General features: G+C 68.1%; 23 protein-coding genes. 12 read left to right on the top strand and 11 right to left on the bottom strand.

What is annotated here, in order from left to right:
* Positions 1-76: 76 nt before the first annotated feature.
* Positions 77-1252 (top strand): NAD(P)/FAD-dependent oxidoreductase, encoded by a 1176-nt coding sequence (locus tag LGY53_RS35985; protein ID WP_255664822.1) that lies wholly within the window; start codon positions 77-79, stop codon positions 1250-1252.
* Positions 1253-1277: 25 nt separating this feature from the next.
* On the opposite strand, the gene LGY53_RS35980 is transcribed toward LGY53_RS35985, so the two are convergent.
* Entirely contained in the window at positions 1278-2645 is a 1368-nt protein-coding gene (locus tag LGY53_RS35980) for an FtsW/RodA/SpoVE family cell cycle protein (protein WP_225731208.1), read from the bottom strand.
* Positions 2646-2856: 211 nt separating this feature from the next.
* On the opposite strand from LGY53_RS35980, the gene LGY53_RS35975 reads away from it, so the two are divergent.
* Positions 2857-3825: a cytochrome c oxidase assembly protein gene (locus tag LGY53_RS35975; RefSeq protein ID WP_225731207.1), complete on the top strand. Its 969-nt coding sequence runs from the start codon at positions 2857-2859 to the stop codon at positions 3823-3825.
* 25 nt (positions 3826-3850) lie between these two features.
* Here LGY53_RS35975 and LGY53_RS35970 read toward each other — a convergent pair whose 3' ends face one another.
* Positions 3851-4684, bottom strand: coding sequence for an SDR family NAD(P)-dependent oxidoreductase (locus LGY53_RS35970; protein ID WP_225731162.1), 834 nt, complete (start codon positions 4682-4684; stop codon positions 3851-3853).
* Between the two features lie 396 nt (positions 4685-5080).
* Here LGY53_RS35970 and LGY53_RS35965 point away from each other — a divergent pair, with 396 nt between their 5' ends.
* Positions 5081-6775 (top strand): LuxR family transcriptional regulator, encoded by a 1695-nt coding sequence (locus LGY53_RS35965; protein ID WP_225731161.1) that lies wholly within the window; start codon positions 5081-5083, stop codon positions 6773-6775.
* Positions 6776-6949: 174 nt separating this feature from the next.
* The gene (locus LGY53_RS35960) at positions 6950-8551 is read left to right on the top strand and encodes an ABC transporter substrate-binding protein (protein ID WP_374111284.1); all 1602 of its coding nucleotides are present in this window, start codon (positions 6950-6952) and stop codon (positions 8549-8551) included.
* A gap of 56 nt (positions 8552-8607) precedes the next feature.
* Here the strand turns inward: LGY53_RS35960 and LGY53_RS35955 are convergent, their stop codons facing one another.
* The gene (locus tag LGY53_RS35955; RefSeq protein WP_225731160.1) at positions 8608-9429 is read right to left on the bottom strand and encodes an endo alpha-1,4 polygalactosaminidase; all 822 of its coding nucleotides are present in this window, start codon (positions 9427-9429) and stop codon (positions 8608-8610) included.
* Between the two features lie 119 nt (positions 9430-9548).
* Between LGY53_RS35955 and LGY53_RS35950 the strand changes: the two genes are divergently transcribed.
* Positions 9549-12377, top strand: a complete 2829-nt coding sequence (locus tag LGY53_RS35950) for a BTAD domain-containing putative transcriptional regulator (protein ID WP_225731205.1) — start codon at positions 9549-9551, stop codon at positions 12375-12377.
* Here the strand turns inward: LGY53_RS35950 and LGY53_RS35945 are convergent.
* The 5 genes from LGY53_RS35945 to LGY53_RS35925 all read right to left on the bottom strand — a co-directional run bounded on the left by LGY53_RS35945 (position 12374) and on the right by LGY53_RS35925 (position 17049).
* On the bottom strand, positions 12374-13123 hold the full coding sequence (locus LGY53_RS35945; protein ID WP_225731159.1) for a trans-aconitate 2-methyltransferase: 750 nt from the start codon (positions 13121-13123) through the stop codon (positions 12374-12376). The two genes, LGY53_RS35950 and LGY53_RS35945, sit on opposite strands and share 4 nt — an antisense overlap.
* 37 nt (positions 13124-13160) lie before the next feature.
* Positions 13161-14036: an alpha/beta fold hydrolase gene (locus LGY53_RS35940; protein WP_225731158.1), complete on the bottom strand. Its 876-nt coding sequence runs from the start codon at positions 14034-14036 to the stop codon at positions 13161-13163.
* 103 nt (positions 14037-14139) lie between these two features.
* Complete coding sequence (locus LGY53_RS35935) at positions 14140-14430, bottom strand: hypothetical protein (RefSeq protein ID WP_225731157.1); 291 nt, start codon at positions 14428-14430, stop codon at positions 14140-14142.
* A 163-nt stretch (positions 14431-14593) separates the two neighbouring features.
* Positions 14594-16018, bottom strand: coding sequence for a hypothetical protein (locus LGY53_RS35930; RefSeq protein WP_225731156.1), 1425 nt, complete (start codon positions 16016-16018; stop codon positions 14594-14596).
* Between the two features lie 125 nt (positions 16019-16143).
* The gene (locus LGY53_RS35925) at positions 16144-17049 is read right to left on the bottom strand and encodes a hypothetical protein (RefSeq protein ID WP_225731155.1); all 906 of its coding nucleotides are present in this window, start codon (positions 17047-17049) and stop codon (positions 16144-16146) included.
* 251 nt (positions 17050-17300) lie between these two features.
* Here LGY53_RS35925 and LGY53_RS35920 point away from each other — a divergent pair, with 251 nt between their 5' ends.
* The 3 genes from LGY53_RS35920 (at position 17301) to LGY53_RS35910 (ending at position 20271) form a co-directional block, all read left to right on the top strand.
* A complete protein-coding gene (locus tag LGY53_RS35920; protein ID WP_225731154.1) occupies positions 17301-17996 on the top strand; it encodes a response regulator transcription factor in 696 nt (231 codons plus the stop codon).
* Positions 17993-19327, top strand: a complete 1335-nt coding sequence (locus tag LGY53_RS35915) for a HAMP domain-containing sensor histidine kinase (RefSeq protein ID WP_225731153.1) — start codon at positions 17993-17995, stop codon at positions 19325-19327. The genes LGY53_RS35920 and LGY53_RS35915 overlap by 4 nt, the downstream gene beginning before the upstream one ends.
* Before the next feature lie 104 nt (positions 19328-19431).
* Positions 19432-20271: an alpha/beta fold hydrolase gene (locus tag LGY53_RS35910; RefSeq protein WP_225731152.1), complete on the top strand. Its 840-nt coding sequence runs from the start codon at positions 19432-19434 to the stop codon at positions 20269-20271.
* On the opposite strand, the gene LGY53_RS35905 is transcribed toward LGY53_RS35910, so the two are convergent.
* The 3 genes from LGY53_RS35905 to LGY53_RS35895 all read right to left on the bottom strand — a co-directional run bounded on the left by LGY53_RS35905 (position 20272) and on the right by LGY53_RS35895 (position 22514).
* Complete coding sequence (locus LGY53_RS35905; RefSeq protein WP_225731151.1) at positions 20272-20844, bottom strand: LppP/LprE family lipoprotein; 573 nt, start codon at positions 20842-20844, stop codon at positions 20272-20274.
* A 160-nt stretch (positions 20845-21004) separates the two neighbouring features.
* Positions 21005-21541, bottom strand: coding sequence for a hypothetical protein (locus LGY53_RS35900; protein ID WP_225731150.1), 537 nt, complete (start codon positions 21539-21541; stop codon positions 21005-21007).
* Positions 21542-21641: 100 nt separating this feature from the next.
* On the bottom strand, positions 21642-22514 hold the full coding sequence (locus tag LGY53_RS35895; RefSeq protein WP_225731149.1) for a LysR family transcriptional regulator ArgP: 873 nt from the start codon (positions 22512-22514) through the stop codon (positions 21642-21644).
* A gap of 73 nt (positions 22515-22587) precedes the next feature.
* Here LGY53_RS35895 and LGY53_RS35890 point away from each other — a divergent pair, with 73 nt between their 5' ends.
* The 4 genes from LGY53_RS35890 to LGY53_RS35880 all read left to right on the top strand — a co-directional run bounded on the left by LGY53_RS35890 (position 22588) and on the right by LGY53_RS35880 (position 25066).
* Entirely contained in the window at positions 22588-23208 is a 621-nt protein-coding gene (locus LGY53_RS35890; RefSeq protein WP_225731148.1) for a LysE/ArgO family amino acid transporter, read from the top strand.
* 220 nt (positions 23209-23428) lie between these two features.
* Positions 23429-23563 carry a hypothetical protein gene (locus LGY53_RS43840; RefSeq protein ID WP_255664819.1) on the top strand — a complete coding sequence of 45 codons (135 nt, stop codon included), beginning with the start codon at positions 23429-23431 and terminating at the stop codon, positions 23561-23563.
* Between the two features lie 29 nt (positions 23564-23592).
* A complete protein-coding gene (locus LGY53_RS35885; protein WP_225731147.1) occupies positions 23593-24393 on the top strand; it encodes an N-acetylmuramoyl-L-alanine amidase in 801 nt (266 codons plus the stop codon).
* Between the two features lie 325 nt (positions 24394-24718).
* Positions 24719-25066, top strand: a complete 348-nt coding sequence (locus LGY53_RS35880) for a hypothetical protein (protein WP_225731146.1) — start codon at positions 24719-24721, stop codon at positions 25064-25066.
* The last annotated feature ends 26 nt before the right edge of the window (positions 25067-25092 follow it).

Genomic DNA, 25092 nt, shown 5'->3' with positions numbered 1-25092 from the left:
CCCCACCCGGGTGCCACCTGTGCGTTCCTTCCATTGTTGCGTTATGTGAAGGGACGAATTCGTCATGCTCCATGTCATGATCGCCGGCGCCGGATTGGGCGGGATGGCGCTGGCCCAGGGGTTGCGCCGGGCCGGAATCGAGGTCACCGTCTTCGAACGGGATGCGACGCTCACCGCGCGACGGCAGGGTTACCGGCTGCATATCGACGCGCTCGCCCATGCGGCGCTGCGCCGGCTGCTGCCCGCCGAGAACTTCGAATTCCTCGATGCCACAGCAGGTTTGCCGAAACCCCGGTTCACGGTGCTGGACCGGGACAGCCTCGACCCGGTCTTCGTGCAGGAGTCGACCGAGCCCATCGATCTGGCGGTGGACCGGATGCTGCTGCGGCAGACCCTGCTCGCGGGCATCGAGGACCGGGTTGTCTTCGGAAAACAGCTGTGCGACTACGAGATCGGCTTCGACGGGCGGATAACCACACGATTCGCCGACGGCGACACGGTCACCGGTGACGTGCTGATCGGCGCCGACGGTGTGAATTCCGCTGTGCGTCAGCAATATCTGCCGAACGCCAGGGTGGTCGACACCGGGCTGCGGCAACTGTACGGCGTGGTCCCGCTGACGGCGGAAGTCCGAAACCTGTTGGACGACAACATGTTGGGCATCTTCACCATCGTGCCGGGCCCGGAGCGGACGCATTTGGGCGTCGCGCCGGTCGAATTCCGGGAATCGCCGGAAACCGCGGCGGCGCGATTGACGCCGACGCTGCGTCCGCTGTCCACCGCCGACTACCTGACCTGCTCCTTCGGCGCCCGCGCCGAATGGTTCGGCATATCCGACGCCCGGCTCCTCGGTGAGCTCGACGGCCCGGCCCTGCATTCGATAGTCGTTGCCGCGGTTGCGAATTGGCATCCTCGGCTGCGCGCCGTCGTCGACCGGATCGATCGGTCGGCGATGTTCGCGCTACAGATCCGCTCCGCCGTCCCGATCGCCCCATGGCCGACAACCCCCATCACCCTGCTCGGCGACGCCATCCACGCGACAAGCCCGGCAGCGGGCGCGGGCGCCTGCGTGGCCCTGCGCGACGCCGCCAACCTCTGCGACGCACTCGAAGAAGCCGCCGCGCACGGCAATCTCCTTGCGGCCCTACGAAATTACGAACACCAAATGATCGACTACGGATTCGCCGCCGTCCGCCTCGGCGCCACCAACGGCACCCGCTTCCTCGGCCAGGACCCACTCCCGGTCAGCTGAGCGGCGCTACCCGGCCCGCCCGAATTCAGCGGCGGATGTGTTCGGTTTGGGCTTCGGCGATGTTGCCGGGCGGGCGGGGTGGGGGTGTGGTGGCGGAGCGGGCGTCGTGGGAGATGCGGATGAGTAGGGCGACGATGATGTAGTTGGCGAGCAGGGATGAGCCGCCGTATGACATGAAGGGGGTGGTGAGGCCGGTGAGCGGGATGAGTTTGGTGACGCCGCCGACCACCACGAACAGCTGCCAGGCCAGGGTGAAGGCGAGCCCGCCGCCGAGCAGTTTGCCGAAGGCGTCGCGGGTGCTCAGGGCGGCGGTGAAACCGCGGATGGTGAGCACGAGGAAGACGGCGATGATCGCGGTGAGCCCGACCAGGCCGAGTTCTTCACCGATGGTGGAGATGATGAAGTCGGTTTTGGCGAACGGGACGATCTGCGGGCGGCCCGCCCCGATGCCGGTTCCGGGTATGCCGCCGGTGGCGAGGCCGAACAGGGCCTGCGCGATCTGATAGCCGGTGGTGTTGTAGGTGGCGAACGGGTCCTGCCACACCTGGACGCGCACCCGCACGTGCCCATATAGGTTGTAGGCCAGTATCGCGCCGACCGCGAACATGGCGATCCCGATGAACAGCCAGGACACCCGGCCGGTGCCGATATAGAGCATGGCCAGCACGGTGCCGAAGATCAGCAGCGAGAAACCGAGGTTCTTCTCGTAGACCAGCACGATCACCGCGACGAACGTCACCAGCAGCAGCGGCCCGAGATCCCGCAATCGCGGCACGGTCATCCAGAGGATGCGTTTACCCGCGATGGTGAACAGATCCCGGTTCGCGACCAGGAAGGCGGCGATGAAGATCAGCAGCAGCACCTTGGCGAATTCGCCGGGCTGAATGGAGAACCCGCTCAGCAGAATCCAGCTTTTACCGCCGTTGACCTCGCTGAACCTGCTCGGCAGCACGGCGGGTATGAGCAGCAGCACCACACCGGCCAACCCGCAGGTGTACCCGTATTTCGCCGGTTGGCCGTGATCCTTCACCACGATCAGCGTCGCCGCGAACAACGCGACACCGATCCCGGTCCAGATGAGCTGGCGCATGGCATCGGACGACGAGCCGCCCGCCCCCGTATCGTCCGACAGCGCGGCGGCCCGGTCCAGCCGCTCGATCAGCACCAGACCGATCCCGTTCAACGCCACGACGCACGGCAGGATCACCGGATCCGCGCGCGGCGCCCAGAACCGCACCGCGAGGTGGGCGCACAGCGCGATCGCCGCGAAGACGCCGAGCGCCGACACCATCGGACCCGCGCCGATGCTCGTGCTCAGGGCGAATCCGGCGAATGCGGTGAGCGCGACGGCGGCGACGCACAGCAGTAGTTCGGCGCGCCGTGGATGCGCCATTCCGGTCCGTTCCGGGACCCGGTCGCGAAAGATGGTTTCGGGGTGCATCGTTCACCACCCTGCCGGGTCGAGGTGCGGCCGCGGACACGGCCTTGCGCCGAACATCACCCCTCGACCCTAGCGTGCGTGCGCGGGCGGCGGCGTCCGCCGGGGACCCGCGCCCGATCGTCGTGCCGCATGTGGATCGGCGCATACTGCTCGAGTGAGCTGGATCGAGACACCGCTGACCGGCGGCGCCGTATTGACATCGTGGCGTTGGGACACCTCGGCCGTACTGATCACCGCGGTACTCGGCGTGGCCTACTGGGCGGCCTGGTCGGTGGCCCGGAGGCGCGGGACCGCGGTGCGCGGTGGGCGGGCCGCATCCTTCCTCGCGGTGGGGCTCGGCGTCTGGCTGCTCACCGGGATCAGCGTGATCGGCGTCTACTCGGACACGCTGTTCTGGGTGCGCGCGCTGCAGATGCTGTTGCTGCTGTACGTGGTTCCGTTCGGGTTGGCCGCGGGAAAGCCGGTGACGGTGCTGCGTGATGCGCTCGGTCCCGCCCGGCAGGCCCGCGTCGACCGCGTGCTCGCGAGCGGATTCGCCCGCGCCATCACCTATCCCGCGGTGTCCTCGCTGCTGATCCTGGCGACGCCGTGGCTGTTCTACCTGTCGCCGTGGTTCGAGGCGGTGCTGCGCAACGGCTGGGTCGATGTGCTCACCAGGCTGCTGGTGGTGGTGATCGGATTCCTCTACTTCTATTCCCGATTGCAGGCCGATCCGGTGCCGCGCCGCTTCACCCAGTCGATTTCGCTGCTGATCACGGTGTTCGAATCGCTGGCCGATGGCGTGCTCGGCATCGTGCTGTGGCTGGGGCCGTTGCTGGCCGCCGGCTACTACGCGGAGATCGGCCGCACCTGGGGGCCGGATGCCCGGATGGATCAGATCATCGGCGCGGGCGTCATCTGGCTGCTCGGCGATGTGCTCGGCCTACCCTTCCTGCTGGTGCTGATGCGATCGTTCGCGGCCGATGAGCGCCGTAAGGCCGCTCAGGTCGACGCCGAACTGGATGCGGCGGAAGCGAAGCGGCGGTCGCGGCGCACCGTGCGCGCCGCCGCGCCGGAACCGGAGGACGAGCCGCAGGCGTCCGGGCTCTGGTGGGAAAACGATCCGCAACTGCGCGAACGCTTCCGGCGCTGAATGCCGCGAATTCCGTTGCGGCGGTTCAGCCGAGGCCGACCAGCTGATAGCTGACCTCGACCAGGCGGCGGGTCAGCTCGTCGTCGCGTGCCCGGCCGGAGGGCGTTTTCGGTTGCCGCCGTTGGAAATAGCGGCCGGTGACCTCGGCGAGGCCGGGATCGGTGGCCAGCTGGGTGAGCGCGCGCCCGCCCTCGTCGGCCGAGATCATGAAGACCCGTTCGGCGACGGCCAGAAACGGTTTGGCGAACCACGGCATGGATTTCCAGATGCCGGTGGCGACCGCGCCCGGGTGGAAGGCGTTGACCGTCACCCCCGAACCGGCGAGCCGGTCCGCCAGCGCGCGTGCGTACAGGATGTTCGCCAATTTCGAACGGCTGTAAGCCTTTTCGCCGGAGTATCCGCGATGCATGCCGAGATCGGCGAAGTCGATGGCCGCGCCGTAATGCATGACCGAGGAGGTGAACAGGATGCGGGCCGGTGCGCTGTCGCGCAGCAGATCCACCAGCAGTTCGGTGAGCAGGAAGCCGCTGAGATGATTGACCGCGAAGGTGGCCTCGATTCCGTCGGCGGTCACGGTGCGGCTGCCGAAATAGCCGCCCGCGTTGTTGGCGAGCACATCGAGCCGGTCGTATGTGGTGAGCACCGTTTTCGCGAGCGCGCGCACCTCGGCCTGTATCGCGAGATCGCAGCCGATGGTGTCCACCGCGCCCGCGCCCGCCGCGCGCACCGAGGTGGCGGCGTCGGCCAGCTTCTCCGGATTGCGCCCCACCAGCACCAGTCGGTCGCCGTATGCGGCCAGTTGTCGCGCGGCGGCCAAGCCGATGCCCGAGGTCGCTCCGGTGATGAGGATCGTCCGCACGGGATTCACCATGGCACAGGGCGGGGTCGCGGGATGATCACGAATAGCGCCGCTGTAGTGGGGATTCGGGGTGAATGCGCTGGTCGGTTCCGCATGTCCGGCGCGGCCGGCGGGCCGGGACTCCGGCGGTAGGGGTGTGTTCAGGGGCCGCGACGGCTGTGTCGAATCACAGTCCGAATCGCGAAAGTTGTTGCGGCGGATCGTATGCGGGACATACCCGGGTCCGGGTAGGGTAGTTGCACCCGGCAGCCGTGCCGAACCTGTTGCGTACCGGCTGGATTCAACGGGCGTAGATGCCCGCGCTGCGACGATGCTGCTCTTGCGCGCACCCCAGGCTCCACCTTCCGGGGTGCCGTATACCCCCAGTCGGCGCACCCGATCCACGAAGGACCGAGTATGTTGCAGCACAACGGTTTTACCGCCGAACTCCTGGTCGACGCCGACCGGCCCGAGCCGGTCGGCGCACTGCTCAGCGACGCCGAGACGGCGGCGGCGCACGACGAGATCGACCGCGCCGTCGAATTGTTCGAACGGGCGTTCCGCGCGAGCGGACGCGAAGGTGGCCGTGCGGCGATCTGTACCCGGCTGGTCGCGCTCGAATGGCGGACGAATCCATCGACCCGCACCAGGAATTTCACCCGGCTCGCCGCCGCGCTTTCCGCCGGTGAGGTGCCGGATGCCGAACTGCCCCAGGTGCTTCCGCATCTGCTGTGGCACGGCTGCGGCGCCGAGGCCGACCGCGTCCTGCTGCGGTTGACGCGGCCGTCGGTCGCGATGCCCGCGCCGGAGCAACTCGAATTCCTCGGCCACTGGCTGCGTTACACCTATCCGGTGCATGCCGAACGACATCCGGCCCTGGTGAACCGTACCGCCAGACTGGTGGATATCGGCGCCGACGACGATTCGGCGCACCGGCAGGCGGCGGCCATGCTCGGGGCGATGTTCACCGGTTCGGTGGAGCGGTCGGTCGCGCTCGCGCAGCGGGTGCTCGCCGGGCACCGGCTCACCGAGCCCACCGTGGAACCCCTTGCCGCGGCGGTGTATTGCCTCATCTACGGTGGCAGGCTGGACCGCGCCGAGGCGTGGTGTGAGGCGCTCGCGGCGCAGGCGCAGGCCAGGCACGCGCCGACCTGGCGGGCCATCTTCACCGGGCTGCGTGCGGAAACCCTGGTGTCCAAGGGCAATCCGGGCGCGGCGGTGCGCTATGCGGCGCTGGCGCTGAATCAGGTGCCCGCCGAACATCTCGGTGTCTGGATCGGGACGCCGGTCGCCGCGCTGGTGCGGGCGCTCACCATGCTCGGCAGGCACGGCGAGGCGGATGCGCAACTGCGTAGGCCGGTGCCGCGGGCGATGTTCGAAACCCGTTTCGCCCTGCCGTATCTGCGGGCGCGCGGACGGCACAGTTTGGCGACGGGGCGGATCGGGGAGTCGCTGCGCGCATTCCGGCGCTGCGGGCAGCTGATGCGGCGTTGGCGGATGGATTATCCGTGGCTGGTGCCGTGGCGCAACGAGATCGCGGCCGCCTATCTGAGCGCCGGAAATCACGACCAGGTACGGCGATTCGCGACCCTGCACCTGGATCTGCTCGGCGGTCCCGACGGGCATCCGACCGGCGGCACCTCGCTGCGGCTGCTCGCCGCGACCGCGGACCGGTGCAGGCGCATCGGCATGCTGCGGCGTTCGGTGGCGATCGCCCGCACCGGCGGCTGCGACCTCGAATTGGCAACGGCGCTCGGCGAACTCGGACGCGCCCACCGCGCTGTCGGCGACAACGAGAAGGCATGGGCGTTACTGCGCGAGGCCACCGGACTTGCCGAATCCTGCGGCGCGGCAACGCTGTCACGCGAGTTGACCGGTGAACCGCAGCGGCCGACGCCGCCCGCCGAACCGCAGGCGCCCGCGAATCTGCTGACGCCCGCTGAGCGTCGGGTCACCGAACTCGCCGCCGTCGGCAGACGCAACCGGGAAATAGCCGCCGCGCTCTCCATCACCACCAGCACCGTCGAACAACACCTCACCCGCGTCTACCGCAAACTGGCCGTCTCGCGCCGGGGCGAACTCCGCTTCGCGCTGCCCGCGCAGCCGTATTGATCGAGCGCTGTACCAGCGGCGGGAGTTTTGTCCGTTAAGTCCTTGCCGTTTATGGGGACAAGACCGCGCGCAATGGATACTGTCCGAGGTCATTACGAGGCGACTCGCCGACACCCGATGGTTCCGCCATCGGCGTGCCGCACGGGTCTCCTCGCCATGCAGTATCGGGAGAGCATTTTGAGATTCACCAGAGTAAGTACCCTGGCGGCCATCACGGTGATGGTGGCGAGCTTCGGGTTGGCGGCCTGCTCGTCGAGCGACAGCGCCGAATCGGGCGTCGTCACCGTGAACGCGGGCGAACCGCAGAACCCGTTGGTGCCCACCAACACCAACGAGAATATGGGTGGCCGCGTCGTCGACCGGTTGTTCGCGGGCCTGAAGTACTACGACGCCGACGGCAAGGCGCACGACGAGATGGCGCAGTCGATCGAGACGAGCGACCGGCAGCACTACAAGATCACCATCAAGCCGGACTGGAAGTTCTCCGACGGCACCCCGGTGACCGCCAAGTCGTTCGTCGACGCGTGGAACTACGGCGCTCTCGGCACCAATGCCCAGCTGCAGAACTGGATCTTCCAGCCGATCGTCGGCTTCGACGACGTGCAGGCGAATCCGCCCAAGGCGCAGACCATGTCGGGCCTGAAGGTGGTGGACGACAAGACCTTCACCGTCGATCTGACCCACCCGTCGATCGACTTCGTGCTCTCGCTCGGCTTCGCGCCCTTCTATCCGCTGCCCGAGGTGGCGTTCAAGGATATGAAGGCCTTCGGCGAGAACCCGGTCGGCAACGGCCCGTACAAGTTCCAGAAGTGGGACCACAACGTCAGGATCGAGCTGCGGCCCAATCCGGACTATCACGGCGGTCGCCCGCCGAAGAACAAGGGCCTGGACTTCGTGATGTACCAGACCTACGAGACCGCGTACGCGGATCTGCAGGCCGGTAACCTCGACGCGCTCGACACCATTCCGGACAATGCGCTGACCACCTTCAAGAAGGATCTCGGCGACCGCGCGATCAGCAAGCCGACCGCGCAGAACCAGCACATCGGCATCCAGTCCAACGTGCCGCACTTCGCGGGCGAGGAGGGTGTGCTGCGGCGCAAGGCGATCTCGATGGCGATCGACCGGGCGACCATCTGCGACAAGATCTGGAAGGGCACCAAGATCCCGGCCCGCGACTTCACCGCGAGCACACTGCCCGGCTTCCAGGCCAATCTGCCCGGCTCGGAGGTGCTGAAGTTCGATCCGGACGGGGCCAAGAAGCTGTGGGCTCAGGCCGATGCCATCTCGCCGTGGTCGGGCACATTCGAGATCGCCTACAACACCGACGGCGGCCACCAGGCCTGGATGGAGGCGGTGGCCAACAGCGTCAAGAACGCGCTCGGCATCGACGCGGTCGCCACGCCGTACCCGACGTTCAAGACCATTCGTGATCTGATCAACAAGAAGTCGATCGGCAAGGCGTTCCGGTACGGCTGGCAGGGTGACTACCCGGCGATGATGGAATTCCTCACCGCCTTCTACCTCAGCAGCTCCGGCACCAACAACTCCGACTACAAGAACCCGCAGTTCGATCAGCTGCTGGCACAGGCGCAGGCCGCGCCCACCGAGGAGGAGTCGTACAAGGTGATCGGGCAGGCACAGACGCTGCTGTTCAAGGAGATGGCCGACATCCCGGTGCTCGACTTCGTCGCGAACGCGGGCCGTTCGGACAAGGTGAAGAAGGCTCCGCTGGCCTGGTCCGGGCTGTTCGATTTCGAAAACATCGAGAAGTAACCGGTTTTCGGCGTGCCCGGCTCACCGATCGGTGAGCCGGGCACGGAATCGGTTGCCTACGGGCAGGTTTCGCGCCAGGCGTCGAGTTCCCGATGTTTGTGGATCGAGGACAGACCCAGGCTCTTCGAGATCGGGCAGAATTCGTCGAGGCCCAGCTTGTACTCGGCGTGGAACACCGGTTTGTTCTGTGCGATAAAGGGTTTCAGCGCATCGCATTCGCCCTGTTCGGCGCATTCCTCGTTGACCTCGAAGTCGTAGCTGTCCACGAGATCGGTGATCTGCTCGAGGTCGTTCTTGAGTCCGACGGCCAGCCCGCGCTGATGAGCCAGGCCGACCAGCATCTTGTTGTAGGCCAGCTGGTCGTCGGAACTCAGCTGTTTGCCGTCGAACAGCGCGTCGGGTTGCGCGAAGACGTCCTGCAAATCGGGTTCGACACCGTCGAAACCCTTTGCCTTGCACTGATCCATGCGGGCCGCCATGATCGGCTGCAGCACGTCGATCCGGCGGATGTCGAGCCACCGTTCGTCCGGCCAGTCCTGCAGGTTCGGGCCCTTCACCGAATCCGGGAACTTGTCGCTGTCCGGCCTTTTCGGCTCCCAGGAGCCCGCCGACATATAGCAGATCGCCTTGCGTCCCCGCTGGTGCAAGGCCTGCACGGTATCGGCGGGGTTCTCGAACAGGTCGATGTCGTATACCTGTGCGTCGATGGACAGGTCGGTGACCATGTCGTGCAGGTTCCACTGCCAGGTCGAACCCTTTGCCGGATGCCACCATCCGCCGGGGTCGGCATTTGCCGCCGAAGCGCCACAGGTCGCGGCCACCGCGGCGACGGCGACCGCCGCGAACCGCAACCATATCGGTGATCGAGTGAAAAGCATGGCGCGACAATAGTTACGGAAATGTGCTGACGCCTTCCCACATTTGGTGGGTCTCGACGTGGCGGGGCCCGCCGACTTGTGACTCACGACGTCGTGCCGTCGGATACCGTGACCGGGTGATGCTCTGCCGGATCCTCGGACCGGTCGCGGTCGAGGTGGACGGCGCGGTCGTCGAACTCGGCGGCCCGGTGCCGCGGCGGCTGCTCGCCGCGCTCTCGACGGGTATGGGCGCACCGATGGGCGGCGCCGAACTCGCCGAGCTGGTGTGGGGTGCGCAGCAGCCCAACGACGTCATGAAAACCATTCGGGTGGTGGTGCATCGGCTGCGGGCGGCGCTGGGGCCGCGCGGACGCGAATGGATCGCCCCGGCGCCGGGTGGGTACCGGCTCGCGGCCGGGCCGGGCGGCGTCGACCACGAACTGTTCACCGACGGGGTGGCGGCCGGGTTGCGGGCGCTCGCCGCGGGCCGGGCGGCCGAGGCGGCCGAAGCGCTGGAGTCGGCGCTGCGGCTGTGGCGCGGCAGGCCATGGCCGGAATTCGACGAATCGGCGGCGGTGGCGGCGAGCCGGGCCCGGCTGGTGGAATTACGCGAGGTGGCGCTGGAGGAGTTGCAGGCGGCGCGGCTGGAATGCGGTGAAACCACTCAGGCCGTCGTCGCGTTGAGCGGTGCGATCACGGAGACACCGTATCGCGAACGCCGTTGGGAATTGCTGGCATTGGCGCTCTACCGCAGCGGGCGGCAGGCGCAGGCGCTCGCCGAACTGCGCCGGGTGCGCGACCTGCTCGTCGACGAGCTCGGGGTGGAACCGGGTCCGGCGCTGCGCGAGTTGGAACGCCGAATGCTCGGACACGATCCGGAGCTGTTGCTGGCCGGATCACCGTCCCACCGCATCGAGACCACCGAAAGCGCTGGCGCGCAGCGTGTTCCGATGGTGCCGCGGCCGCTGTCCGCGCTGATCGGGCGGGGCGGCGAACTGCGCATGCTCGATGAGCTGCTCGCGGCGCGGCGGTTGGTCACGGTGATCGGACCCGCCGGCGTCGGCAAGACCCGCATCGCCGTGGAATACGCGGCCGAGCGGCCGGATGTCTGGATGGTCCGGCTCGCCGACATCCACGGCGCGGCGGCCATCGCGCCGACGATCGCCGCCGCGATCGGATTGTCCGGCGTCGCGGGCGATCCGATGACGGCGGTGTGCCGCACGCTCACCGGGCAGCCGGGGCTGCTCGTGCTGGACAACTGTGAGCATCTGGTCGACGAACTCGCCCCGATCGTCTCCGAATTACTCGCGCACGCAAGCGGTTCGCGCGTGCTGGCGACCAGCAGGCAAGCACTCGGCATCGCCGGTGAGCAGTTGATGCCGTTGCGGCCGTTATCCGTCGACGCGGCGGACGGCCGGGCGGGTGCGGCCGTCGAGCTGCTGTTCGAGCGGGTGCGCGCCGGTCGCGCCGACTGGCGGCACACCCCGGCCGACGCCGCGGCGGCCCGCACCATCTGTCGCGCGCTCGACGGTCTGCCGCTGGCCATCGAACTCGCCGCGGCGCGCGAGCGCGCACTCGGATTGTCAACTATCGCAACGCATCTGCACGACCGCGTCGACGTGCTCGCGCCGACCGCGCGCGGCTCGCTTTCACCGCACGATTCGCTCGGCGCCGCCATCGAATGGAGTATCGATCTGCTCGACTCCGCTGATCGCGCGCTGCTGCTGCGGCTCTGGCCGTTCGAGGGCGGATTCACCTGGCAGGCGGTCGAATCCGTGCGAACCGACTGCGGTGGCGCGGTGCTGGCCGGGCTGGCGGCGCTGGTCGACCGCTCGGTGCTGACGGTCGACCTCGGCAGCGGCCGATATCGGCTGCTGGAGACCATCCGGCGCCACTGCCGCGACGCTGATCCGGATCCGGCGGCATCGCTTGCGGCGCATGCGATTTGGGTGCGTGAGCTGGCGCGCGGGCAGGCGGCGTTGCTCACCGGGCCTCGGTCGAGCGCGGCGGCCGCGCTGCTCGCGGCCGAAATGGCCAATATCCGTGCGGGTTTCGGCCACGACCTGACCCATCATCCGATCGAGGCACTGCGCACGGCCGGTGCGCTCGGAAATATGTGGGTCACGATAGGTTCCGTGCCGGAGGGTATGCGGTGCATCAGGTCCGCGCTGGCCGCCTGTCCCGACGCGGCGGCCGTGGACCGGGCCGGTGCGATGATCGCGCTGTCCATCTGCGAACTGCATGCGGGTGACGCGCGAACCGCGCTGCGGCTGGCCGAATCGGTGATCGAATCGCTCGACGAAACCGATCCCGCACATGAGGTGCCGCTGCTGAAGGCCTATTCCCGCCAATGCAACGCACTTGCCGACCTGGGCGATCTGATGGCGCTGCGCCCGGCGCATCGGCGTTTCCGGATGGCCGCGGCGAGCCCGAACGCGCCCGACGATATGCGGGTCAATGCCGGGCTCGGTGTGGCCATCATGCGGTTCTACGACGGTGATGTCGACGGAGCGGCCGAAATCATGCGCGCCAACGGTGAATTCGCGCGCGAGTGCGGATATCTGTGGGGCGAGGGCATTTCCGAACTGCTGCTGGCCTGGCTGCTGCTCGGCCGGGCCGTCGCCGAGCCGGCCCGGATCCGCCGGGTATTCGCGCACCTCACCTCGGCGGTCGCGGCATTCGAACGCCAGCCCAACGCCTCCGAGGTGCTGGTCTCCCTCTACGCGGGCGTGTGCGTCCTGATCCTGTCGGACCGCGCGGAGATCGCGCTGCGCCTCTACGCGGCGGTGCGTGCGCACGCCGCACGGATCGGCATCGATCCGTGCCGCTATCTGCGGCTCGCCGGACCCGAGGTGGCGGCAAGGGTGAACGCGGTGCTCGACGCCGCCCGGCCCGCCGCCCGAACCCCGGCCTGGCACACCATGATCGGGCTCTTCCACGACGCGGTCGGCGAGCTCGAAACCCGCTAGTCCGGGCGCCGCCCGACAACGGTGACGATCAGCTGCGGAATGTCGTGCCAGCCGGGCGATCCGGCGATTTCGTAGAAGCGGTCGAGGTCCTCGGCGGCGACCTCGAGGCGGTCGGCGACCGGACGGATGAGGTTCGACCAGCGATCCTCCGGACCGCCGCCGAGCCGACCGGCCCGGGTGCGCACATCGATGCCGGTGAAGCCCAGCTCGGTGAAAAGCGTTGGTGCGGACCGAATCCAGGTAAACGAGGTGCCGGTACGGGCGGCGAAGGACCGGTAAGCGGCGAGTACCCGGCCGACCGCCGGATCGGGTGCGGTCGAATCGTCGAGCTGATACGGCTCGGTCAGCACGAGTAGGCCGCCGGGCGCGAGCAGGTCGCGCAGGCGCGCCAGTACGGTATCGCGATCGGGTAGGTGGATCAGCACGAATCTGGCGTGCACCAGGTCGAATCGTCGCGTTGTCGCCCAATCGGTGATGTCGGCGCTCACCACGTCGATATTCGGCCGCGCGCGCACGGCCGGATCGATGATCGAGGTGTCCCGGTCCAGCGCGACCACTCGGGCCGCCGGATAGCGGTCGGCGAGCGCCGCGGCGACCCCGCCGGTTCCGGCGCCGATATCGATGACGTGCGCTTCGGGCGCCATGCCGAGGGATTCGACGAGTGACAGCGTATAGCCGTCCATGGTGTCGGCGATTCCCGCGAGGCGGGCGGCGTCGGCGCGCCCGCCGCTTCCGAGTCCGGTCATTCGCGTATCATCGCACGCTATTGCGGCGCAACGGGATTCAGCCGTTGTTCGCGGCGTGGGCCAGCAGTGCGCGCAGGATCGGTTCGGGTTCGGTCCACAGCAGCGCGCCGCCGATGCCCGCGACCAGGTGCCGGGTCGCGGCCGGGATTTGTTGGGCGAGACCGGCGCCCAGGTCGGGGGAGTGGCTGGTGTCCTGTTCGCCGTACCAGATGTCGACCGGGATGCGGATCGCCGCCAGATCGATATTCCAGTGGCCCATGGCGAGCGCGGTATCGCGCGCATAGCCATTGGGGCCCTGCGCGAAGGCCTCGTCCAGCGCCGAACGGTATGCGGCGGCGAAGGTTTCGTCGCGGTAGACCGCGAGATCGCTGTCCGGGCTGCCCGCGAGCACCATGTCCACCATGGCCTGTGGCGTGAACTCGGCGAAAATCCGCTCGGCGGCAACGGGATCGGTGATCGCGGTATCGATCAGCTGCCGCAGCTGCTGCGGCAATACATCGGCGAACCGCGGTTCGGCCACCTCGTCCGCGGCGGAGACCAGCGTAAGCGCGGTGATGACCCCGGCCGCGGCGCAGGCCAGCGCGAATGGCGCGCCCTGCGAATTGCCGACCATCAGCGGCCTGCCGAGGTCCCTGCTCTTGGTGAATGCGGCGATATCGGTCGCGAAATCGGTGAACGTGCGGCCCGGATGCGGCGTCGACGCGCCGAGTCCCGGCCGGTCGACGGCGATCAGACGGATATCGAGCGCATCGACCACCGCCGCGCCGAATCCGAGCCGCCTACTGGTCGCCGCGCCGGGCGAGAACAGCACCGGTGTACCGTCCACCGGACCCCATTCCGCCCAGCCGAGCGACCTTCCGTCCGGGAGGGATTCGGTACCGGTGCGGGCGGGCTCGACGACGAAGGTGCTCATGGCCCCATTCTGTCGCCGACCTTTTCGACGAGTTCACCACGGGGTCGCACAGTATGACCGGCGCCACTGGCCGTCCGGCGGCGGCATTGCGCCGCAAGGGGATTCAGATCCGATACGGCGGGAAGTAGTGGGCCCAGACCTGGCCGAGGACGCGCAGCAGCTCCTCGGGGAGCAGGTGGGCGATCTCCGGGCAGAGGTGCGCGTGCGCGCCGCAGGTTTCGCACCAGACGCGGGTCATCCTCGGGTCGGCGGCGAGCGCCGCGGCGATCCAATCGGGGTGCATCCGCTCGTTGGTGAGGGTGGCGACCCAGCGGTCGCCGTGTCCGTCGGAGTCGCGGTGGGTCGCGTTGACAACCGTTACCGGGAAAAGCGGCTGGTTCCGCACGTTGATCATGGCGGATAACACCTTTCGGAAAAGGTATGGGTAATTCTGGCCGGTATGCGGTCTGGTCGATAGCGGAAAAATTGCAGGTGGTAACCGGAATCAACGGTAACTCGCGCGGGTGCCCTGGACAAGGGGACAGCGAGGTGTCGGAATTGTCCTGAAATTGGGAGTTTCAGAGTGTGGAATGTCCGTAATTCATTGTCGGCCAGCGTGGCCCGGCCTGGGTCGGATAGCCGAGTTCGGCAAGATAGTCACGGTAGGCGTCCTGTGTGGCCTGCAGCCGATCGAGACGCAACCGCCCGGGATCCCGCGCGTACATATCGAGGCCGAGCCGGGTCCACAGCCGCGTCGGCGGCAGTTCGGCGCCGCCCGGCGGTATGAATTTCCGCACCTCGTCGAGCGCGGCGATGGCGCTGGCCAGCCAGGTCGCCACCTGGTCGCGTTCGGCGCCGTCCAACAGGTACGGATTCGGCGGTACGGCCGCGGCGTATTCGTCGGCCACCCACAGCCAACCGCCCGCATCGATCAGCTGGGACGGCAGCGGGCCGCCGAATTCGAGATCGCCCGCAGGGGTTTCGGCGTCGTCCGGCAGCAGGAAGGTGAATTCGCGAGGCTCGCGGCAGGTTTCGCAGGTTCCGGTGTATTGCCGGACGAATCTTCCGTCGCCCAGCGGGTGGAGAGCATCGGCGCGTTCGAATCTGGTGTCGCCGCAGTCGCACGGCGTCATATCCATGAAGACGTGCGCCTCGCGGGTGGTGCGGGAGATGGGCAGGTCGAGGTCGGGTTCGCCCGCGGCGTGATCGGGACCGGGGTCGAACCAGTCCGGCTCATTGGTAAGTAGTGGGTCGCGCCATTCTGATTCTGTGGCGGCGTGATTCGGTTGGGAGTCGAACCGATCGGGCTCGGCCGTCGGCAGTGGGTCGCGCCATTCTGATTTCGTGGCCGCGTGATTCGGTTGGGAGTCGAACCAGTCCGGCTCGTCGGTCAGTAGTGGGTCGCGCCATTCTGATTTCGTAGCGGCGTGATTCGGCTGCGAGTCGAACCGATCCGGCTCGGCCACTGGCAGTGGGTCGCGAGCTTCCGGTTCCGCCGCAACGGTATCCGGTTCGGGCGCGGGTTCGGCCGGTGGCAACCGTAGCGCCGCCGTCGCCGGGAATTCGTCTTCCGGCAGGCGCAGCGCCGCGGTCGCGTCCGGTGCGGGCCCGGCCGAATCGGCTTGCGCCGCATACGCGTTCGGTGGCTCCGCGGCGCCGGGCTGCCAGGTGCGGCGCTCCTCGAGCGTCAGCCCCATCGCGGTGGCCGCCGAGACCGCCCGGTCACCCCACCACGGCACCTCGGTGCCCGCGACCTTCATGGTGGTCGGCACGTCGATGCTGATGGCCCAACCGGCGCCGTCGCGCCACAGCTTCAGCGCCATCGAGTTCGTATTTCGTTCGGGGCTGCCGTGATCCGGGATCTCCCTGGAGCCGAACGCGCCCGCGGACTGGTCGGCGAGCCGGACATTGCCGCGCAGCCCGAGCCGCTGCCGCAATTCGTCCAACCGGGTTTGGTCGAGCCGACCGGAAAAGGTCAGCAGTAGGCGACGTTCCACCGTCATCGTTTCTCCGAGCTCCCGCACGCCATCCAGCATTACCATTCTGTCCGGTCGGCGCGACTCGAGCATAGCGGGCAATACGTTGCGCGGACCGCAATTCGGCAATCCGAGTGACCCGAATCGTGCCGCTATGGCAGCCGAAAGTGGTTGTCGAGCACCGGAACCGGATCGAGTTCGGCGATCTCGTGGCCCGCGTCGCAATGTTCGGTGAAATCCTTGCCGTCCCGGGCCTGGAGGATTCGGATATCGCGGACCAGCGGACGCAGCGTCGCGGCGACCCGGGCGGCATGCCGGTATCCGGGGGCGTCACGGTCCGCGACGATCAGCACCCGCCGCCCGCCGCGGAACCAACTCGCGTGCGCCGGTTGCCAATTGAGCGCGCCGCCGGCGTTGCAGGTGGCGGCGAGCCCGGCGTGGTCGGCGGTGCGGACATCCTCCTCGCCCTCGCAGACGTAGATGTCCGTGCCGTTCGCGACGGCGGCGAGCAGGCCGGGCAACAGGAATGGTATGGGTGCGAATCCACCAGGCCGCCAACCGGATTCGGTCATCCTGGCCTGCCAGAAGGTTTTCGACCTGCCGGATTCGTGCGGCGTGTGCATGCGCACCACCATGCCGACGAGCCGCCCGCCGGGGTCGCGGTAGAAATACCGCGCCACCATGCGCGGCGGGCCGAGCGCCCGGCCGGGATCGGTCCGGTGGCTGGTCAGCGGCAGGCCCGCGGCGAGCAGCGCTCGATCGACCAGGGACCGCTCGCCGGTACGGGCCGAGCTACGGGCCACCGGATGCGCGCCGGGCCGGTCGTAAAGGTCGCGGACCGTGAGCCCGAGCCGCTCCAGCACCATTTCGTCGGGGCATCCGGCGAAACAGCGGACCACGGTCTTGCCGCGCTGCCGGTTGTAGATCACCCCGAGCGACGGATGGTGCCTGCGGCCGTCGCCCTCGTGCACCGGACACAGATAGCGCAGCCAGTCGCCGCTGCGGGTACCCCGTCCGGCGATCCGATCCAGTGCGTCGGTAATGGTTTCCCAGGACATGGCGCTCCTCCTCGCCACCATCGATTGTCCAGGGAATGCGCGAACCCGGCCAGCCGCTGGACCTGGATTTCGGTCAGGTCCTGTTCCGGTGAGGACCGGATTCTTACCTGCCTTTGTCATTCGGCTAACCGGCCGTTGTCGCGGCGCGGACAGGGTTGTCCCATGACGAAAACGCAGCCGACGGTGACGGCGGTCACGAAATGAACGATCCGGCACCGGTGGCATCGCTACCATCCGGCAACAATGACGCGGTGAGCGCTCCGAACCTCCCGGCCTCGGTCCTCGTGGTCGAGGACGATCCGCATGTCCGCAGCACGCTGGACCAACTGCTGCGTTTCGAGGGCTACCGGGTGCATCTCGCGGCCGACGGCATCGAGGCGCTGGAGCTGCTGGAAAAGCAGCGCCCGGATCTGGCCGTCGTCGATGTGGTGATGCCGCGCCTCGACGGGCTGTCGCTGTGCCGGAACCTGCGCAGGCGCGGCGACCGGCTGCCGATTCTGGTGCTCACCGCGCGGCATCAGGTCGGTGACCGGGTCGCCGGACTCGACGCGGGCGCCGACGACTATCTGGCCAAACCGTTCGCCGCCGACGAACTGCTGGCCCGGCTGCGGGCGCTGCTGCGGCGCAGCGTATTCGACGCCGATCCGAGCACGCTCGCGGTCGGCGATCTGGTCCTGGACCCGGCCACTAGAGAGGTGCGCCGCGGCGAGCGCCCGATCGAACTCACCAGAACCGAATTCGACGTGCTGGAGCTGCTGCTGCGCAACGAGCGAATCGTGTTGAGCCGCAACGCGATCTACGAGCACATCTGGGGTTACGACTTCGCCACCGATTCGCGGTCGCTGGATGTGTACATCGGCTATCTGCGGCGCAAGACCGAGGCGGGCGGCGAGCCGAGGCTGATCCACACCATCCGCAACGTCGGCTACACCATCCGAGCCGAATGATGTTGCGCGCCAGGATAACCCTCGTCGTCATCGTGGTCGCCGTGGCGGCGATCGCGTTCACCATGGCCAGCTCCTATCGCGGCGTCCGCGATCTGGTCGCGGACGAGTTGGATCGCGGGCTGAACGACCGCCTCGACGCGGTGTCGGCGCTGCTCGACACCGGCCGCACGCTGCCGCCGCGCTCCGATATGACCGAACAACTGCTGCTGCCCGACGGCTCGGTCCGCCCGCTCACCCCCGGCGCGGCCGCGCTGCCGGTATCGGCCGCCGATCGCGCCGTCGCCGACACCGGAATCGGCACGGCCGCAGCCGATATCGAGCTGGACGGCGAGCCGTGGGGCACCCTGACCAAACCGCGCCAGGGCGGCGGCGCGATCATGGTCGGCCACCGGTATGCGATATCCGATCGGATCGAGAACGAATTCTTCTGGCGCACAGGCGGAATCACCGCACTCGCGGTCGCGGTGTCGGCGCTGCTCAGCTGGCTTGCGATCGGCCGCATCCTGCGCCCGGTGCGGCGACTACTCACCGCGACCGAACACATCGCGGCCACCAACGATCTGACGACCCCGCTGCCGAAGGCGGGCCGCGACGAAATCGGCAGGCTCACCGGAAGTTTCGCGGCCATGCTGACCGCGCTGCGCCGGTCGCGGGATCAGCAGCACCGCCTGGTGCAGGACGCCAGCCACGAGCTGCGCACCCCGCTCACCTCCATCCGCGGCAGCGCCGAACTGCTGCAGCGCGCCCGCGGCAGGCTCGACCCGGCCGACGAGCGGCAGGTGCTTTCCGTGCTCGTCCAGGAGTCGGCCGCACTCGACACCCTGGTGGCCGAGCTCGTCGAGCTGGCCACCGACCAGCACACCGCCGAGGAGCCGGTGCCGGTGGATCTGCCGGAGCTGGCCGAGGACTGCGCCGCGAACCATCGCATGCGCACCGGCCGCACCATCACCGTCACCGCGGCGCAGCCGCTGCCGGTGCGGGCCCGGCCGCGCGCCATCGCCCGCTGTGTGGACAACCTCATCGGTAATGCCGTGAAGTTCAGCCCGGCGGATACGCCGGTCCGCATCGTCATCCGGGGCGCCGAACTCGCGGTGCACGACGACGGGCCCGGTATCCCAGCCGCCGACACCACCGCCGTCTTCGACCGCTTCTACCGGTCCGCCGCCACCCAGGGCACCCCGGGATCAGGGCTCGGGCTCGCCATCGTCGCCGATATCGTCGCGGCGCACGGCGGCAGCGTCTTCGCCGAGTCGGGGCCGGGCGGGCGGGTCGGCTTCCGGCTGCCACCGCAGGATCGGCCGCGCCGCACCGGGCTGCTCCGGCGCTCCTAGGGAGTGAATTTCTACAAGACCGATGTGAATCGGCGGGGCAGACTTTCGGCCATGCGGCGTCCACCGGATGCCGTGCCTCGTCCCCGACCGATGAGAGTGGCGAAATGGCCGAAGAACTAGGTGTTGCCTCGGTGAACGGAATCCGCGTTCACTACCGGATCAGCGGATCCGGCCCCGCGCTGGTGCTGCTGCACGGCTGGCCGCAGACCGGACTGTGCTGGCACCGGATCGCGCCCGACCTGGCGGCGACGCATACGGTGATCGCGCCGGATCTGCGCGGCTACGGCCGCACCGACAAACCGGTCGGCGGCTACGACAAGCGCACCATGGCCGCGGATATCGCGGGCCTGCTCGAACACCTCGGCGTGTCGACCGCGGCGGTGGTCGGGCACGATCGCGGTGCGCGCGTCGCGCACCGGTGGGCGCTCGATCGTCCCGATCAGGTCACCAAATTGGCGGTGCTGGATGTGATTCCCACCCGCGAGGTGTGGCGGCTGATGAACGCCGATATCGCGCGCCGCTATTTCCACTGGCTGTTCCACCTCCAGCCGGACCTGCCGGAACTGCTTGTGGGACAGAATATTTCCGGCTATCTGCGGTACTTCTTCGAACATTGGACGGTGAACAGGCACGGGTTGACCGAGGAAGCCGTCGACGAATACATCCGCGCCTTCAGTGTGCCGGGCGCGCTGCGCGCCGGATTCGACGACTACCGCGCCGCCGAACTGGATGCCGAACACGACGACGCCGATGCCGAGCGGTCGCTGCGGCAGCCGGTGCTGGCCCTGTGGGGTTCCGGCAGCTTCCTGGAAAAGCTTCCGGCACTGGATATCTGGCGCAAGTATGCCGACGACGTGCAGGGCGGCCCGATTCCGGACTGCGGCCACTTCATCGCCGAGGAGCGCCCTGAGGTGCTGGTGGACCGGTTGCGCGCATTCCTCTGATCAGGACGGCGGCGCCCCGATCATCTGCACATGCGTTCCGTCCCAACGGAATTGGACGTGAGTGTAGGTGCCGTCGGGGCAGGCGTCACAGCTGCCGGGCGTCTTGTAGGTGAGCCCGACCGTCTCGTCCGTGGTGTGTTCGGGGTCGAATGCGGTGAAGCCGTACGCCTTCGGGGTCGCCGTGCCGATGTATTCGCCCTTGTGGAAGAGCAGTGCGTGTTCCGGTGAGCTGCCGGTGGCCTTCTCGATCGGGACGATGGCGACCGACAGCGTCGCGCATGTATCGAAATCGCCTGTATACGTGCGTGATTCGGTCGACCACCGGGCGCCGGTGACCGGCTCGGCAGGTAGTCGGGAGACGGCGGATCTGACGATGGGGGAGCCGAGGTTCACCCCGCACGGCTGCCCCGGCTGCCCGGATTGCGATGCCGCGGCGGTGGATCCGGGCGGCGCGGCCACCGGAGCCGGCCTGCTGGACTTGACCGGTTTCGCCGGTGCGCCGGCCGAACCGCAACCGGCGAGTTGGCCGGCGCCGAGCAGAATCGCTGCCACGATCACCGTGCAACGCAACATGATTCGATAATCCCTTCCGCGGTTGCCGCCGACCTGATCGACCCCGCGTCATCGTGTTCGCAAGCAATGATCCGCCGGACGGGGGTTCCGTGCACGGTGGCCCGTTCCCGGGATAGAGGGGTTTGCGGGAACGGGCCGGGTATTCAGTGAACAGAGCGGATCAATGCGCCGAGCCGCTGCTCGCCGAACCGGTATTCGTCGCGGGCCCGGTCGCCGGAACGACGCTGAAATCGGTGCACCAGCCGCCGGCACCGCCGGTGGACTGGCAGGCCACGTACAGTGTCGGGCTCGTCGCGGTGAATGTGCCGCTGACCACCGTCGGCGTCGACGAGCCGACCTGCTGACTGACGTAGGGGATGCCGTTCGGCCCGTCCAGCGCGATGGCGAGCACCGATCCGCCGTTCGGGTCGGCCCAGACCAGCACCGAGAAGACGTAGCGCCCGCCGGTGACCACCCCGACATCCTGGCCGACGTAGCCGTTGTCGCCGGTGCGCGCCGCGGAGCGGCCGTCGACGAAATCCGTTGTCGCATTGTAGATGTGGGCCGACCACCGGCCGAGACCGTTCGCGAAGTCGGGATCGGCGACCAGATTGTCGGCCGGGCTCGCACCGCCCGCGACCGCGGCCGCCGCGCATAGATATCCGGCCGTGGCCAGTGCGGCCGCGCCGCGGGTTGCGCACCGGAACACCTCGAGCATCGGGTCCTCCTCGATTCGCACAAGCCAAACCGCAGGTCGCGGCAGTCTATCCCGCTGCGGGGCGGCGATCCGGGAAGGCAGCGCCACCGGCGCGCCCGGCTCAGCCCAGTGATTCGGCGGCGGCCGCGGCGATGGCGGCGGCGACGCCGGTGAGCGCGGGGGAGTCCAAACGCCACTGCTGCCAGTACAGCGGAACGTCGATATGCGAATCCCCGTCGATCCGGACAAGGTCGGCGCTGAGTTGGGCGTCCGGCAACATGCCCCAGCCGAGCCCGAGCCGCACCGCCGCGGCGAATCCGGCCGAAGACGGCACATAGTGCCGCGGTGGATCGACGGGATGCCTTGTCCGCCTGCGGATTTGGCGATCCTGCAAATCGTCCTTGCGGTCGAACAGCACCACCGGCGCGGTGGCGTATGCCCGGGCGGCGGGCCGATCGGCGAACCAGGCGTCGGCGAATTCGCGATTCGCCACCGGGCGGTAGCGCATCGCGCCGAGCCTGCGCACCCGGCAACCCTGCACCGGCTCGGCCGTCGAGGTGATGGCCGCCATCACGGTGCCGTCGCGCAGCAGCCGGGTGGTGTGCTCCTCGTCCTCGCGGTGGATTTCGAAGCACACCCCGGCGGGTGCGGCCGCCAGCGCGGGCAACACCCAGGTCTCCAGCGAGTCGGCGTTCACGGCGATGGGGACGCGGACGGGCCGATCGGTGGGGCGATCGTTGTCGCCGAGCTCCCGTGCGGTGTCCTCGGCGAGCAGTGCTACCTGCCGGGCCATGCGCAGTACGGCGAGCCCGGATTCGGTGGCGCGCACCGGTTTCGTGCGCTGCACCAGGATGCGGCCCGCCGCGTCTTCCAGCGCCTTGATCCGCTGGCTCAGCGCCGACGGGGTGATTCGCAGCCTGCGCGCCGCGGCCTCGAAGGTGCCCTCGGTGAGTGCGGCGTCGAGCGCGCGGAGCTGGTCGAATTGCAGATCCATATTCAGAGATTCTAATGATAGTTAAGAATATTTAGTTTGCCTGCCGATCGTTTACGGCCGTAGGTTCGATGGCATGACGGCTTCATCGGCGGTACTTGCGGCCGTCTCGGGTTTGGGTTTCGGGCTGTCGCTGATCGTGGCGATCGGCGCGCAGAACGCGTTCGTACTGCGTCAGGGGTTGCGCGGGCAGCACGTCTTCGCGGTGGTCGCGGTGTGCGCGGTATCGGATATCGTGCTGATCGCGGCGGGTGTCGGCGGCTTCGGCGCAGTGGTCGCCGCCGCGCCCGCGGTGCTGGTGCTGGTGCGCTACGCGGGCTCGGCGTTCCTGGCCGGATATGGATTCCTCGCCGCGCGAAGGGCTTTCGCGAATTCGGCGCTGATCGCCGACGCGGGGGCCACCATGGCGCTCGGTGCGACCGTGGCCACCTGCCTGGCGCTCACCTGGCTCAACCCGCATGTCTACCTGGACACCGTGCTGCTGCTCGGCTCCTTCGCCAACGGGCATGCGAGTCAAGACCGCTGGTTCATCGGTCTCGGGGCGATGGTCGCCAGCGTGCTGTGGTTCACCGGCCTCGGTTATGGCGCGCGGCTGCTCGGCCCGCTGTTCGCCCGGCCGATCGCCTGGCGGATCCTCGATTCGCTCATCGCGCTGGTGATGCTCACCCTCGCCGTCGGTCTGCTGCTGTCGCGGTGAACTTTCGGTGTGCCGCATGCGGCGCGCTCACTTCGAACCTGTGAATCGCGTCGCGACAGTTTCGCCGCGGTGCGCTAGTTTCGTGCCCGACAACCGCATGCCCGTCCGTTCCGGATGGGTGACGGCAATGCTTTTGCCCGGGAGGAGCACGCTCAGTGGGGATCCATCGGATGATGGGATCGGTTCGGGGGTCGGTTGATTCGGTGCGGGGTGGTCGCCGGTGAACCGTGGGTCGTTGGTGCTGTGCGCCGCCGTCATCGCGGTCATGGCGGCTTGGGTGATGCGGGCCCGGCGCAATAGCGAGATCGATTGCGGGCATGACGATTTCGGGTCGGAGCTACTTCTCGGGCGGTGACCTGGCCCGGGGTGGCCTACGGTGGGGCCATGGAATTTCGTTTGCCGCGAGCGGGTTTGGCGATCGCCGCGTCCGGCGCGCTGCTCGGCGGTTGCGCGGGTGAGGCGGCGCAACCGCCGCACCCGCCGCGCACCGGCGCGCCGTCCATAACCGCCGGCGCGCCGTCGTTCACCCCGGTCGCCGCGCAGCGGGTGGTCGTGCTCGATCCCGGCCACAACGGCGGCAACGGCGCGAATCCGGCGGCGATCAATCGGCAGGTCCCCGACGGTCGCGGAAAAACCAAGGCGTGCAATACCACCGGCACCTCGGCCAGGGACGGCTATCCGGAGCACGCGTTCAACTGGGCGGTCGCCGAGCAGGTGCGGGATCTGCTCACCGCGCGCGGTCTGCGCGTCGTCATGACCAGGAACGACGATTCCGGCGTCGGCCCATGCGTCGACGAGCGGGCCGCCATCGGGAACCGCGGCGACGCGGCGGCGGTGGTCGCCATTCACGCCGACGGCGCGGATGGCGCCGGTGCGCACGGATTTCATATCGCCTATTCCGCGCCGCCGCTCAACGCGGCGCAGGGCGAACCGTCGGTCCGGCTGGCGAATACATTGCGCGACACCATGGTCGGCGCGGGCTTCGCGATATCGAGCTACGTCGGCTCGGCCGGACTCGATCCACGGGCCGATCTGGCCGGGCTGAATCTGTCGGAGCGCCCCACCGCGTTGGTCGAATGCGGGAATATGCGCGATCCCGGTGATGCGGCGCTGCTCGAATCCCCCGACGGCCGCGCCCGCATCGCGGCGGCCATCGCCGCCGGGATCACCGCTTACCTGGGTTGACAAAAATCTGCCTTGTTAGCAAACTCTATAGGAATTATACGGACGACCAGTTTATTGCTGATCGTCTGCCTATATAACCGGGAAGAATTTCTCGAAGGCCCCATTCCCGGCCGGTCCGGCGCACATTTCCCTCTGAAAATTGGGATTACCACATGCTGGCCACGCAAAGGATAGGCAATTCGGTCATGTAAGTAAAGCTTCTTTTACGGTTTCTGGCCGCAACGACCCTCTCTCGGAGTCAATATTGGCCGCGTGACCTGCGAATATGGCCGATTGTGATCTGCATTATGTTGACCAGGATTCTGGACAAATCCACGATTACTGCATGACCTTCGGCAAACTTTCAGCAAAAGTTGGACGCCGTAACCCGCGCATCAGCGCGGGCGTCATCGGTGGAACCGGGCTGTTGTTGCTGTTCGCGGCCCAGGCCGATCTTTTGATCGCCGCGCCGAGCGCGGTCGCCGACCCGGAAATCCCGGGATGCTCCTCGGATTACTCGGTGTCCAACGAAATGACCATGAAGTGTGAGCCGGGCTCCGGACAGGGGCAGCACGCCTTCATCCGGTGCCGTGACCTCGTCGGTATCGCACACACCCACATCGGTCCGACCATCGGGTCGGATGGCGGTTGGTCCAGGGCGGTCTGTGCCCCGGGCGAAAACGGTCCGGCCTGAACATATTCCGGACCCAGCTCTGCCTT

The organism is Nocardia sp. JCM 34519.1, from assembly GCF_020361265.1.
GTDB classification, from domain to species: domain Bacteria; phylum Actinomycetota; class Actinomycetes; order Mycobacteriales; family Mycobacteriaceae; genus Nocardia; species Nocardia arthritidis_A.
The sequence above is the reverse complement of the archived record's forward strand: the minus strand, read 5'-3'. Positions and strand labels throughout refer to the sequence as shown.